Consider the following 12,748-nt stretch of genomic DNA (forward strand, 5'->3'; position numbering starts at 1 on the left):
GTCGCCCCTGCGAAGGCAGGGGGCCAAGTTGCATGCGTTTCGACAGCGCTAGCCGAACTTGGGCCCCTGCCTGCGCAGGGGCGACGTTGATGAGCAGGAGCGGCGATATAAAGTTTGCGGCTCCTGCATTGCAGGTTACTGCTTTCCGATCACCTTGACCAGCCCCGGCAAGGACCTGGCCAGCCCGCTATCGCCGCCCGAGGCCGTCAGCTTGCCGCTGCCCTCGCTCCAGCGCAGCCGGGTGGTGGTCGACTTGCCCTTCTCGTAGTCATACGAGACGCCATCGTCGTCATACAGGCTGAACTCGCCATCCTTGCCCGGGTACACCTGGATCTCGGCGATCGCCTGCCTGGTGGCGGTCGACTGGATGTCGGCGCCGATCGGCACGATCGAGCCGGCCTTGACGAATACCGGGATCTGGTCGATCGGCGCCGCCACTTTCATCCAGCGGCCGCCGGCCAGCTTTTCTTTCGTCCAGAAGTTGTACCAGTCGCTGCCGGCCGGCAGGTAGACGTCCTTCTCGGTCTGGCCCTGTTCCGTCACCGGCGCCACCAGGAAGGCCGGGCCGAACATGTACTCGGTGCCGATGTCGGCCACGTTCGGATCTTGCGGGAAATCCATCCACAGCGGCCGCATGAAGGGGGCGCCGGTGTCGTGGGTGAACTTGGCCTGGCTGTAGATGTACGGGATCAATTGATAGCGCAAGCGGTCATAGCGCGCCATGATCGTTTCCGCCGCCTTGCCGAAGGACCAGATGTCGGCCTGCTTGCGGTCGCCGTGCAGGCGCAGCGTCGGCAGGAAGGTGCCGTACTGGAACCAGCGCGTGTGCAGTTCCGGATAGTCGTGGTTCTGGCCGACGACGTCGCGCGCGTCGGACGGGTCCAGCAGCGGCGCCTTGGTGGCGCTGGTGGTCTGCGGCAGGTATTGCCAGCCACCGATGTCGTTGCCCCACAGCGCGATGCCGGACGCGGTCATGTTCAGGCCAGTCGGGATCTGGCGCGCCAGCGCTTCCCAGGTCGGATTGATGTCGGAGGACCAGAACAGGGCGCCGGTGCGCTGCGAGCCGAGGTAGGCGGCGCGCGACAGGATCAATACGCGCTTGTTCGGTTTCCAGGCGCGCATGTTGTCGGCGAAACCTTCGACGTGCAGCAGCGGGAACAGGTTGTGGAAGCGGTCGCCCGAGCCGATCGCATACATGAAGCCGTCCGGCACCAGGTCGGGTTCGGTCTCGTCCAGCCACGGGTAATCGAAGCCGTGAGACAGGATATTGTCGCGCGACTTTTCCCAGAACCACTGGCGTGCCTTGGGATTGGTGGCGTCGATCAGGCCGCCGGTGCGGTCGGAACGGAAGGGCAGGCCGTCGACGGTCTTGCCGTCCTTGTCCTTGAGCAGGTAACCCTTGGCATCGAGCTCGTTGAAGTAGCGGCCCGAGGTCTCGTAGCGCGGCCAGATCGAGATGATCGACTGCATGCCCATGTCGTGCAGCTGCTTGTTCATGCCGTCCGGATCGGGGAATTCGGCCGGGTTGATGTCCATCTGGCCCATGCGTGTCCAGTAGAACCAGTCGACCACCATCACGTCGAGCGGGTACTGTTTCTGGCGGTAGGTATTCGCCACGCGCAGCACTTCCTGCTGGCTGTCGTAGCGAGCCTTGGACTGGATCAGGCCGAAGGCGGCTTTCGGTGGGATTGGGGTCTTGCCGGTCAGGCGGGCGTAGCCGGAATACAGTTCATCCGAAGAATTGCCGGTGATGACGAAGAAGCTGACGCGTTCGCCCACGTTCGACTGGAAGGCGGTCTTGCCGTGCACGCCGGCGACGAAACGGGTGGCGGATGGATTGTCCCAGACGATGCCGTAGCCCTTGGACGACACCATGAAGGGCACGCAAACGGTTTCGCCGGCCGGGGCGTCGTACCAGTGCTTGCAGTCGAGCACGCGGCCGCGCAGGTCGAGGCCGGACAGCGATTCCTGGTTCTGGCCCATGCCGTAGTAATGCTCGTCGCGCGGGGCCGCGAACGAGGCGCCGACCTGGTAAGTCTTTTCGCCGTTGACGGTATGCGGCGCCATTTCCCAGCCGGTCATGCTGAGGATTTGCTCGCCGCGCGCATTTTTCACCTGCAGCCCGACCGACGCCAGCGCCGGCGCGAAGTATTTTTCGCCCTGGCTCGGCACGCGCGGCGCCGGGGCCGGGTTCACGTGCAGGGTCATGCCGGAGGAGGCGAAGGTGTCGCCGTCCGCGGCGCGGCTGTGGCGGAAGGCGCCATTCTCGGCGGCTTTCGCCAGGATGCCGTAGCCCGGACCTTTCAGGACCTGGTCCTTGTCGGCGGCGATCGTCACATGCACGATGTTGGGGCCGTAGGCTTCGACCGAGACCCAGGCGCCGTTCCTGTCCAGGGTGGTCAATGGTGCGGCGAAAGCCGCGGGGGTGAATGCCAGCGCCGATGCCAGCGCGGCCAAAGTGGTGTGGGGTGTCAGCCTCATCCCGTCTCCTGTCGGTATCGAATCGATCGGGCGACCGAGCGCACGGACGGATCGGATGGATGCCGCGCTTGAAGCCTGCTGGCTGTCTCCTGGATATCGCGTTCTGTGACCGCTGGGTTCGCTTATTGTTGTGTGCGGCTATTGTGCATGTTAGCGGTCACATATGCAATTAATAACTGTCAGGCGCTAACATTCGCCGCGCGCACGCGCAGTGCCGACAGCTTGTTGAGCGACCACGCCAGCAGCACGGCCGCCACCGTCAGGCCCAGCACCAAGCCGATCCAGAAACCGGTGGCTTGCATCGGCTGGGCCGGCGACCACGGGAACCAGCTAGGGGCCAGGCCCAGGATCCAGCCGACCGGCAGTGCCACGCCCCAGAACGCGATCATCTGGATCACCATCGGCGAACGCGTGACCTGATAGCCGCGCATCGCGGAGGCGGCCGCCACCTGGGTCGAGTCGGACAACTGGAACAGCGCGGCGAACAGCAGCAGCATGGCGCAGGTGGCCTGCACCGCCGCGTCCGAGGTGTACATCGCTGCAATCTGCCAGCGGAACAGGGCGATGAAGATCGCCGACAGCACGCCGAAAGCGATGCACATGCCGGTGCCGGTCCAGGCCACGAAGCGCGCCCGCACCGCATTGCCTTCGCCCATCGCCTGGCCGACGCGGGTCAGGGCGCCGATGCCGAAGCTGAGCGGTACCATGAACACCAGCGACACGAAATTCAGCGCGATCTGGTGCGCCGACACCTGCACCACGCCGAAACGCGCCACCAGCAGGCTGACGATGCCGAAGGCGCTGACTTCCGCGAAATGGGTCACGCCGATCGGCAGGCCGAGGCGCAGCATGCTGCCGATCTCGCGCCAGTTCGGGCCTTCCCAGCGCGTGAACGGATAGGTCATGCGGTAGGCGCTGGAGACCTTGATCCAGATAACCATCGCCGCCAGCATCAGCCATACGCCGCTGGCGGTCGAGACCGCGCAGCCGAGCGCACCCAGCTTCGGCAAGCCGAACTTGCCGAACACCAGCATCCAGTTGAGCGCGATGTTGTACAGCAGCCCGCAGATGGCGATGACCATGATCGGCTTGGTCTGGTTGATGCTGGTGGTGTAGCCGTACAGCGCGCGGTAGCAGGCAAAGGCCGGCATGCCGAGGCTGATGATGTGCAGGAAGGTCTTGGCGCGCCAGGCCACGGCCGCTTCCAGGCCGATGTGGTCGAACAGCAGCGTGCAGGCATTCGCCGCCAGGCAGCCGACGATGCCGACGATCGCGCCCATCCACAGCGATTCGCGCACCGAATGCGAGATCTTGTCGAAGCGGCCGGCACCCATCTCGTGCGCGACCACGGAATTCACCGCCATCATGACGCCCATCACGGTGACCAGGATGATCGACCACACGGAGGTGCCAAGCGATACCGCCGCCAGCTCGGCCGCGCTGACGTGCCCGGTCATCGCCACGTCCGCCACCCCCATGCCGACCGTGGCCAGCTGGCCGACCAGCATCGGCCACGACAGGCGCCACAGGGTGGCGATCTCGGTGCGGACGGGAGAAGAGGCGGGGGCGGCGGATACGGTGGACGTCATGGTTCGGGGCAGCTGGCGAAACCCCGGATTGTACTGACTAATTGCTAAGGCCGGGTGACGGTACCTCCCTGCAAAAGCGGCCGGGGCAGCCGCCGCATCGACGGTGCTGCCCCGGCCGGGTACGACGCTTCAGGCACAGCGCGGATCAGTGCACCTGCTTGGCGGCGCGGCGGCGGTAGCCCAGCGCGGCCAGGCCGGCGCCGATCAGTAGCGCGCTTGCCGGTTCCGGCACCTCGCCGCCCGGGGTACCCGGATCGACCGGCGGCAGTACGGTGCCGCCTTCCACGTTGAAGGTGATGGTGCCGAAGTTCCAGCGGCCATCCGTGCCGGATAAATCGTCGAAATCTTCGTAGAACTCCAGGCGCAGGATGCCGTCGGCGCCGACGTTGAAGGACAGGCCCAGGGCTGTCAGGTCGGCCGAGTCCGAATACGTTGCCGTGCCCGGAAATTCGTCACCCGCGCCCGGATTGAAGATAACGCCCTCGAAAAAGTCGGAATCGGTGAATGCCAGGCCGATTTCCGACAGCCAGCTCGGCGTGAAAGCCGTCACGTTGACAGAATAGCTAACGGCGGTGATGGTCGCATTGGCACCGACATTGTAGGTCAGCACCGTATTGCCTGGATCGCCGAGTTCGCCATTGCTCTGGACGCCGGCGATATCAACCGTGAGGGGTGCAGCAAACAGCGACGTGCATGCAAAAAACGACAGGCTGGCAAGTGCTTTGGCAACGGAACTCAGCTTCATCAAAACCTCCCTAATTGTTTGAGTCCCTCGTGTATGCAACTACTGTGCCAAGGAAATCATATTAACTAGCTTATTGATTCCATTTGGAAAAGTTAATAAAGATTAATATTAGTTATTGATGAGTGTAAAAAATATCGGCACTTTAATTCCCAGATCGGGTAAGACGGCGATTCTTATCGCGCTTATCCAAGCCGTCTTGTTATTTCCCGATAACCAGTATTATTAAATAGAGGAATTAAATAAATCCTTACATAAACTTTAACCGTTGCCTTGAAGCTTTGTGCCACGGCATTCTTGCAAAATCGTATTTAGTTGAAAAGCAAGCTTACGAACCTCATATGACAGCTCAGTGAACCATCCAACCCGATTGAATTGATCCAGGAGCAAGCTCGTGGAATACAAGGACTACTACAAAATACTCGGCGTGGAACGCACGGCGTCCGCCGACGAGATCAAGAAGGCATACCGCAAGCTGGTGCGGCAATATCATCCCGACGTCAGCAAGCACAAGGATGCCGACGCCAAGACCAAGGAAATCAACGAAGCCTACGACGTGCTGGGCGACGCCGAGAAGCGCGCCGCCTATGACGAACTCGGCCGTGGCTACCGGCCCGGACAGGAATTCCGGCCGCCGCCCGACTGGGGTTCGCAATTCGACTTCAATGGCGCCGAAGGCAACGATTTCTTTGCCGACCTGTTTGCCCACGTCGGCCGGCGCAGCCGCGCTGCCGGTGCCGGACCAGGCGCCGGCATGGGTGGCATGGGCGGCGGCTTCCGCATGGCCGGCGAGGACATCCATGCCGCCATCGCCATCGACCTGCGCGACGCCTACCAGGGCGCCACCCGCACGGTGACCCTGCGCGTGCCCGAACAGGATGCGTCGGGCCGCACCGTCACGCGCGACAAGACCCTCAGCGTCACCATCCCGAAGGGCATCACCCCGGGCCAGCAGCTGCGCATGAAGGGGCAGGGCCACCCCGGCATCGGCGGCGGGCCGGCCGGCGACATCTACCTCGAAGTGCAGCTGAACCCGGATGCGCGTTACCGCCTCGAAGGCACCAACGTCTACGAGAACGTGCCGGTGGCGCCATGGGAAGCCGCGCTCGGCGCCAGCATCTCGGTACCGACGCCGTCCGGCCCGGTCGAGGTGACGGTGCCGCCCGGCTCCCAGAGCGGGCGCAAGCTGCGCCTGAAGGGCCGCGGCATCCCGGCGGCGCAGCCGGGCGACCTGTACCTGATCCTGGACGTGGTGCTGCCGCCCGCCAGCAGCGACCGTGCGCGCGAGCTGTACGAGGCGATGGCGCGCGACCTGGCCTTCAATCCCCGTGAACGCATAGGAGCATGAGATGGTGATTCAGCAAAGCCTGAGTGGCGTGCTGCTGGAGGACGTCGCCCTGACGCTCGAGGAACTGGCACGCGCCTGCGATGTGGAACCGGACTGGGTGGTACGCCACGTGCACGCGGGCGTGCTCGGCAGCCAGCCGGAAGTGCAGGTGACTGCCTTGCGCTTCCGCAGCATCGACCTGATGCGCGCGCGCCGCCTGCTGCGCATCGAACGCGATTTCGACGCCAACGAAGACCTGGCGGCCCTGGTGGTCGACATGGCCGACGAGATCCGCCGCCTGCGCACACGCATGCACGTGCTGGGCAATAAAACGGCTTGAAGGAGCGGGCCTGAACGGACTCATGTACATCAAGGGTTTGCGCTAGAATCGGTCGATCCGATTGCGCAAACCCCATGTTCAAGCTACCCACCACCGCCACCGCCCCGTTCTGCCCCTCCGAAGTCTCCGGTACCGTCACCGTCCCCGAGAGCGACCCGTTCTGGAAGAAAGTCATCCGCTACGCCGGCCCCGGCCTGATGGTGTCGGTCGGGTACATGGACCCGGGCAATTGGGCGACGGCCATCCAGGGCGGCTCCCAGTTCGGCTACCAGTTGCTGTTCGTGGTGGTCCTGTCGAGCCTGGCGGCGATCGTGCTGCAATGCCTGAGCATGCGGCTGGGCATCGTCACCGGCAAGGACCTGGCCGTGCATTGCCGCGAACAGTATTCGCCGCTGTCGGCCAAGGCGCTGTGGCTGTTCGCGGAACTCTCGATCATCGCCTGCGACCTGGCCGAGGTGCTCGGCTGCGCGCTCGCCTTCCATCTGCTGCTCGGGGTGTCGCTGCCGACCGGGGTGGCGCTCACCGCGCTCGACACCCTGCTGATCCTGGCGCTGAAGGGCAAGGGTTTCCGCCAGCTGGAAGCCATCATCCTGGCGCTGATCGCCACCATCGCCGTCTGCCTGTTCGCGGAACTGGCGCTGGTCTCGCCCGACTGGCATGCAGTGGCAGCCGGCCTGCTACCCTCGCTCGAAAAAATCGCCGACCGCGACGCGCTCTACCTCGCCATCGGCATCCTGGGCGCGACCGTGATGCCGCACAACCTGTACCTGCATTCGTCGGTGGTGCAGACCCGCGTCGCTTCGCTCGGCATGCAGGGACGGGAAGGGCGGCTGGCCGAAGCGATCGCGATGTCGCGCATCGACACCATCGTGTCGCTGATCCTGGCGCTGTTCATCAACGGCGCCATCCTGGTGCTGGCCGCGGCTGCTTTTCACAAGCCGGGCGGGGGCAACGTGATGGACATCGACCAGGCCTATTACCTGCTGGCGCCGGTGGCCGGCACCGCCATGGCCGCCATCCTGTTCGGCCTGGCGCTGCTGGCGTCCGGCCAGAGCTCGACCTTTACCGGCACCATCGCCGGCCAGGTGATCATGGAAGGCTTCCTCAAGATGAAGATCCCGTGCTGGCAGCGGCGCCTGATCACGCGCGCGCTGGCGCTGGCGCCGGCCATGGCCGGCGTGCTGACGCTGGGGGACCATGCGGTCGGCAAGATGCTGGTCGGCAGCCAGGTCGTGCTCAGCATGCAGCTGCCGTTTGCCATGTACCCGCTGATCCGCCTGACCGGCCGCAGCGACCTGATGGGCCGCTTCGTGAATGCCTGGTGGACGGCGATCCTGGCCTGGTGCCTGTTCGTGGTGATTTCCGCCGCCAACATGTGGATGGTGTGGCAGGCGCTGTCCGGCTGACCGGCGAACTCGCCCTGCATGCGGGCGCCGCCGCCGCGCCGCCCTCTCTACAATCGATCTCCCGATAGTCACGCTACGCAAGGAGGTCATATGCAACAAGCTTCATCCCAGGCCCTGCAGGGCAAACGCGTCGCCATCCTGATGACGGACGGCGTCGAGCAGGTCGAGTACACCGGGCCGCGCAGCTTCCTGGAAGAGCAGGGCGCGACAGTGACGCTGCTGTCGCCGAAAGCGCCCGGCGAAACCATCCAGGGCTTCGACCAGCTGACCCCGGACCAGACCTTCAAGGTCGAGCAGGACGTGCGCGGCGCCGACCATGCCGATTTCGACGCGCTGGTGTTGCCGGGCGGCGTCGCCAATCCGGATTATTTGCGCCTGTCGACCGAGTCGATCGCCTTCATCCACGCTTTCGGCATGGCCAACAAGCCGATCGCCGCCATCTGCCACGGTCCCTGGACCCTGATCGACGCCGAACTCGTCACCAACCGCCAGATGACCAGCTGGCCGACGCTGCAGGTCGACCTGGAAAACGCGGGTGCGAAATGGAGCGACCAGCAGGTGGTGGTCGACGGCAAGCTGGTCACCAGCCGCAAGCCGGACGACATCCCGGCATTCAACCAGGCGATCCTGGGACAGCTCCAGCAGTAGATGCCTGCAGGACACCGCGCGCCGTGCCGTCCGCCACGTGCCTAGAATGGTTCCATGACTATTTGACGAATCATGGAGGTTCTTATGTTGGAACAAGCTGCCGGCAAGCCGCTGGAAGGCATCCGCGTCGCGATGCTGATGACCGATGGTGTGGAACAGATCGAATACACCAGCCCGCGTTCCTTCCTCGAAGAAAACGGGGCGACCGTGGTGCTGGTATCGCCCAAGCCGGCCGGCGCAGAGGTGCAGGGCTTCAACCAGCTGCAGCCGGCCGACAAATTCAAGGTCGAGCTCAATGTCGCCGACGCCAACCCGGCCGACTTCGACGGGCTGGTGCTGCCGGGCGGCGTCGCCAACCCGGACCAACTGCGCATGAGCAAGGAAGCGATCGACTTCATCCGCGGCTTCCCGGTCGAGGAAAAGCTGGTCGCCGCGATCTGCCACGGTCCCTGGACCCTGATCGACGCCGGCATCGCCACCGCCAAGCACCTGACCAGCTGGCCGAGCCTGAAACGCGACCTGACCAATGCCGGCGCCGAGTGGACCGACGACGAGGTCGTGGTCGATGCGCGCCTGGTCACCAGCCGCAAGCCGGACGACCTGCCGGCCTTTAACGATGCGCTGCTGAAGGAACTGCTGCTGGCGCCGGGGAACGACCCCGGGCCGACGTCCTGAGCGCCGGCCTGACGCTTGACTGATTCAAGGCTCGGCCAGCCATTGGCCGAGGCTGGCCGAGCGCGCATCCGTTGCCGGCGCCTCGGTCACGGCCAAGGTGTCGCAGGCCCGTTCCAGCCAGCGCAGTTCGGCCGCAGGCAGGATCACTTCGCCGGCATAGCCTTCCATCGCGACGGCGAGTGCGGATTGGTCCCGGTTCGCAAAGACCAGCGCCGTGACGGCCGGCTCCCCGATGATGTTGTCGCGGATGTCCAGCACCCCCAGCTGGACCGGAAATTCCCGCTCGCGCTGTTCGGGCGCCAGGCCGCGCCGCGCCTTCCATTCCGCAAGCCGCGCCAGGTGGCCGCCCAGGTCGGCCGGCACGCTGCAGTGCTGCGCCTGACGCTCGTCGGCAAAGGTCGACTGCACCTGGAAGCGGGCGCCGCGGCTCGAGCGCTGGAGGGTCGTCATGCCGGTGCGCGTGGCCCAGGTCAGCGACAGGATCGCGTCCGGCGCGAAGCCGGCCAGCGTATCGCCGCGCACGACCGCTACCGGCGCCGGCGCCAGCACGCGCGGCGCCAGTGCGGCGCCGGCGATCATCCCGGCCGCGAACAGGCCGGCGCCGGCAACCAGCAAGGGTTTGCCGCGCAGGCCGGAGTTCGATGCAAGGGCATCGCGATTGAGGATCAGGCGGGGATCGATGCGTCGCATGGCCAGGCTCGGAAAAAGCGTTGGCTCTACGGTGCATCAAATTGCCGGGATTCGATTGAGGCGGCTCAGCCGCAGGCGTTTGCGTTCTTTTACTGGCGCGGCGCGTAATTCGTCGGGCGGCTGAGGTAAATGTCCAGCTGAACGAGAAGCTTGCCACCGAGGCTCTGGCCGCCGATGCGGATGCTGACGCTCGCTTTATTGTTCAATTCGAGCTGCAGGCCGGTCGCAAACGAACCTTTTTCCAGGAAGGGCATGCGCATATGCACCTGGCCGTCGACCAGCTTGGCTTTGACGTCGGATTCGCTGCTCATGCCGGGGATGTACTGGAAAGTGCTCAGGCGCAGGGTTTCGCCCGAAAACTCGGGGCCGGTGAATACGGCTTCCTCGTCGCGTTCCATGAAAAAGGATTTCGAAAAAGTCAGTTCCTTGCCGTTGATCTTCAACATCGGTTTTTCCTTGTTCTGTGCTTGCGCAGCTTGCTGCATTAACTTAATGCTAACACGGCGGGGTGGGGCGGCTGAGCACGGCTCGGTTGCACGCATCAATAAAAATGGGCAAGGCCATCCGGCCTTGCCCTCATTGCCGTACTCGTAGAATCACGGATTGGCGACGAGGCCGAAATCGTCGAACGTGAGGGTGTAGTCGTCTCCCGTCGCACCACCGGCGCCCAGTATCTGCAATTGGGCCGCAGCATTCGTTACCGGGGAGGTGAACGTGTACGTGTACGTCCCGATTGTCGGCGTCAATGCCGCTGTCACATCCAGGTAGCGCGCGTAGCTTCCGCCGTTCTCGCCTATCACGACCCCGACTGTTTTGGCAACGCTGGCAGCACCCTTGAAGACCAGGGTATAACTCTTGCCTTTCACCAGGGGTACGTTGGGCTGATTGAACTGCACATTCCAGTTATTCGCCGGATCCACATCGGTGACGACCAATTGCGCGCTGCCGTTCACCACGGAGGCGGTCAGCGAACCGGTCCCGGGATTCGACCAGGTGGTCCAGTTCGGGGCCAGGTCGGATGAAAAGTCGCCGTTCTTCAACAGGTTCACCCCAACCTCGGGTCCGGCCGGTGCGTCTGCAGCGCCAATGTCTTCGAAAAGCACGTTATCGATCCAAACCGAATTGGCGCCTGCGTTTGCAAGATTGAACACGATACGCGCGCCGTTGTTCGTGGCAGACAGCATGCTGAAGGTGCGTGTAAAACTCTGCATGTTCGTTGTCAGATCGGCCGACTGGTCGCCGCCGGAGTAGGATTCATAACTCCGGTCCTGGCCGGCGCCCACCGTGTAAGTCATGGTGCGGTTAGTGGACGCCCGTGCGTCAAAGCTGATCCGGTACTTACGCCCTGCGGTGAGCGGAACATTGTTGTGCTGTAACTGCACATTCCATCCCTGGGTGCCGGGATTGGTAACATTGATTCTGATGGCGCCGCCGTCGTTGCTCGCGCTTGCGTCACCATCCGATTTGAACAAGTTCCAGAAATATGTGTTGGTGACGCCCGCGATGGTCTCCACTTCCGGATTCTGAGTAACGACCGTATTGCTCGAGGTCCAATCAAACGACGGGTTATAGACGAAATTGCCATTGACTGCGGGACGCGCGGCCGTATTCACTGGTGTCCATGGATATTTCATTGCCGGGCGTGGGCCAGGATCGCGATTTTCGTCAGGCAAGGACGACCACCGGATGTAGTCGACGACCATCTCGCCCTTGTCGGGCGTCGTGGCCGTTGGGTTACCGTCGAAATTGCCGCCGACTGCGAGGTTGATCAACACGTAGAACGGCTTGTTGAACGGTGCAGGCCAAGGGTTGAGATCGTCATCGCTGTCCGGAGGGTTGACGTTCGAACTCCACCATTTCGTCTGCGTGGATGTGACGACGCCGTCGATCGACCATTTGATTTCGTTTGATCGCCATTCCAGCGTATAGGTGTGCCACTCGCTGACATTGCTGTTGTCCGCAATTGTAACCTCATTGCTAGTATAGATGTTCTTTGGCCACATCCCGCCATAATGAAGCGTCTGGGCGATCTTGGTCGGCTTGCTCCCGAAGCCTTCCATAATGTCGATTTCGCCGTTGGCTGCCCAGGATGCGTATGGATTGCCAACATTATCTTCCGGCAGCATCCAGACGGCCGGCCAGAACCCTTTGCCCACGGGTAGCCTGGCGCGGAATTCGATCTTGCCGTAGGTCCGGCTGAATTTTCCGGCAGAGCGGATGCGCCCGGAAGTCCAGTTGAAAGTCTGGCCCTGGTTACCGCCGGCAGCTGTGCCGACGATCGGTTCTTTTCGGGCAGTAATGATCAGGTTGCCGCCCTCGACACGCACGTTCTCGGTACGGTCCGTATAGTACTCGAGCTCGTTGTTACCCCATCCCGGGTTACCGACATTCGCGCCATTACCCAACTGGTAAGCCCACTTCGTGGCGTCGAGAGAGGTGCCGTTGAACTCGTCACTCCAGACGACCGTCGTGGTGGGCGGCGGCGGTGCCGGCGTCGGTGCAGGTGTCGGCGTCGGTGCGGGTGATGTGTCGCCGCTTCCGCCGCATGCACTTAACATCAAGGCCACGCCAGCGGTGGCGAAAAGATTTTTATACCGTAGCATCTATGTCTCCTAATTATTTGAAACTTTTATTTTTCGCTTAGGAGATTAATTCAAGCAAAAATAATGCCTCAAAAAAGATTTAACATAATCAAAGGTCTACATTACTAGGTGTAAGCTTCTAGCTGGAAGTGTAAATATTGCCGACAATCAGAAAATGTCCATTTCGTTTACTTGAACCACCGCGCCCAATTTGACTCCAACCGATCGGTAGCCCCTCGGCAATTCAAGCTCAGCTGACAAGCGCGGT

At 63.0% G+C, this 12,748-nt stretch carries 11 protein-coding genes; 5 read left to right on the top strand and 6 right to left on the bottom strand.

Going from position 1 to position 12,748, the window contains the following annotated elements; genetic code table 11:
• Positions 1–135 precede the first annotated feature (135 nt).
• The 3 genes from FBX97_RS01775 to FBX97_RS01785 all read right to left on the bottom strand — a co-directional run bounded on the left by FBX97_RS01775 (position 136) and on the right by FBX97_RS01785 (position 4,815).
• Positions 136–2,481, bottom strand: coding sequence for a glycoside hydrolase family 31 protein (locus FBX97_RS01775; RefSeq protein WP_141828536.1), 2,346 nt, complete (start codon positions 2,479–2,481; stop codon positions 136–138).
• A 179-nt stretch (positions 2,482–2,660) separates the two neighbouring features.
• Positions 2,661–4,070: an MATE family efflux transporter gene (locus FBX97_RS01780; RefSeq protein WP_141828537.1), complete on the bottom strand. Its 1,410-nt coding sequence runs from the start codon at positions 4,068–4,070 to the stop codon at positions 2,661–2,663.
• Between the two features lie 145 nt (positions 4,071–4,215).
• Positions 4,216–4,815: a PEP-CTERM sorting domain-containing protein gene (locus tag FBX97_RS01785; RefSeq protein WP_141828538.1), complete on the bottom strand. Its 600-nt coding sequence runs from the start codon at positions 4,813–4,815 to the stop codon at positions 4,216–4,218.
• A 391-nt stretch (positions 4,816–5,206) separates the two neighbouring features.
• Between FBX97_RS01785 and FBX97_RS01790 the strand changes: the two genes are divergently transcribed.
• The 5 genes from FBX97_RS01790 (at position 5,207) to FBX97_RS01810 (ending at position 9,208) form a co-directional block, all read left to right on the top strand.
• On the top strand, positions 5,207–6,160 hold the full coding sequence (locus tag FBX97_RS01790; RefSeq protein WP_141828539.1) for a DnaJ C-terminal domain-containing protein: 954 nt from the start codon (positions 5,207–5,209) through the stop codon (positions 6,158–6,160).
• A gap of 1 nt (position 6,161) precedes the next feature.
• Positions 6,162–6,479 carry a chaperone modulator CbpM gene (locus FBX97_RS01795; protein ID WP_141828540.1) on the top strand — a complete coding sequence of 106 codons (318 nt, stop codon included), beginning with the start codon at positions 6,162–6,164 and terminating at the stop codon, positions 6,477–6,479.
• A 74-nt stretch (positions 6,480–6,553) separates the two neighbouring features.
• Positions 6,554–7,885 (top strand): Nramp family divalent metal transporter, encoded by a 1,332-nt coding sequence (locus tag FBX97_RS01800; RefSeq protein ID WP_141828541.1) that lies wholly within the window; start codon positions 6,554–6,556, stop codon positions 7,883–7,885.
• Positions 7,886–7,975: 90 nt separating this feature from the next.
• Positions 7,976–8,533, top strand: a complete 558-nt coding sequence (locus FBX97_RS01805; protein ID WP_141828542.1) for a type 1 glutamine amidotransferase domain-containing protein — start codon at positions 7,976–7,978, stop codon at positions 8,531–8,533.
• Positions 8,534–8,617: 84 nt separating this feature from the next.
• A complete protein-coding gene (locus tag FBX97_RS01810; protein WP_221631719.1) occupies positions 8,618–9,208 on the top strand; it encodes a type 1 glutamine amidotransferase domain-containing protein in 591 nt (196 codons plus the stop codon).
• A gap of 24 nt (positions 9,209–9,232) precedes the next feature.
• Here FBX97_RS01810 and FBX97_RS01815 read toward each other — a convergent pair whose 3' ends face one another.
• The 3 genes from FBX97_RS01815 to FBX97_RS01825 form a co-directional block, all read right to left on the bottom strand.
• On the bottom strand, positions 9,233–9,898 hold the full coding sequence (locus tag FBX97_RS01815; RefSeq protein WP_141828544.1) for a hypothetical protein: 666 nt from the start codon (positions 9,896–9,898) through the stop codon (positions 9,233–9,235).
• A gap of 89 nt (positions 9,899–9,987) precedes the next feature.
• On the bottom strand, positions 9,988–10,344 hold the full coding sequence (locus tag FBX97_RS01820) for a hypothetical protein (RefSeq protein WP_141828545.1): 357 nt from the start codon (positions 10,342–10,344) through the stop codon (positions 9,988–9,990).
• A 150-nt stretch (positions 10,345–10,494) separates the two neighbouring features.
• Positions 10,495–12,501 carry a carbohydrate binding domain-containing protein gene (locus FBX97_RS01825; protein WP_141828546.1) on the bottom strand — a complete coding sequence of 669 codons (2,007 nt, stop codon included), beginning with the start codon at positions 12,499–12,501 and terminating at the stop codon, positions 10,495–10,497.
• Between the last annotated feature and the right edge of the window lie 247 nt (positions 12,502–12,748).

It is taken from the genome of Herbaspirillum sp. SJZ107 (genome assembly GCF_006715485.1).
GTDB lineage: Bacteria > Pseudomonadota > Gammaproteobacteria > Burkholderiales > Burkholderiaceae_D > Telluria.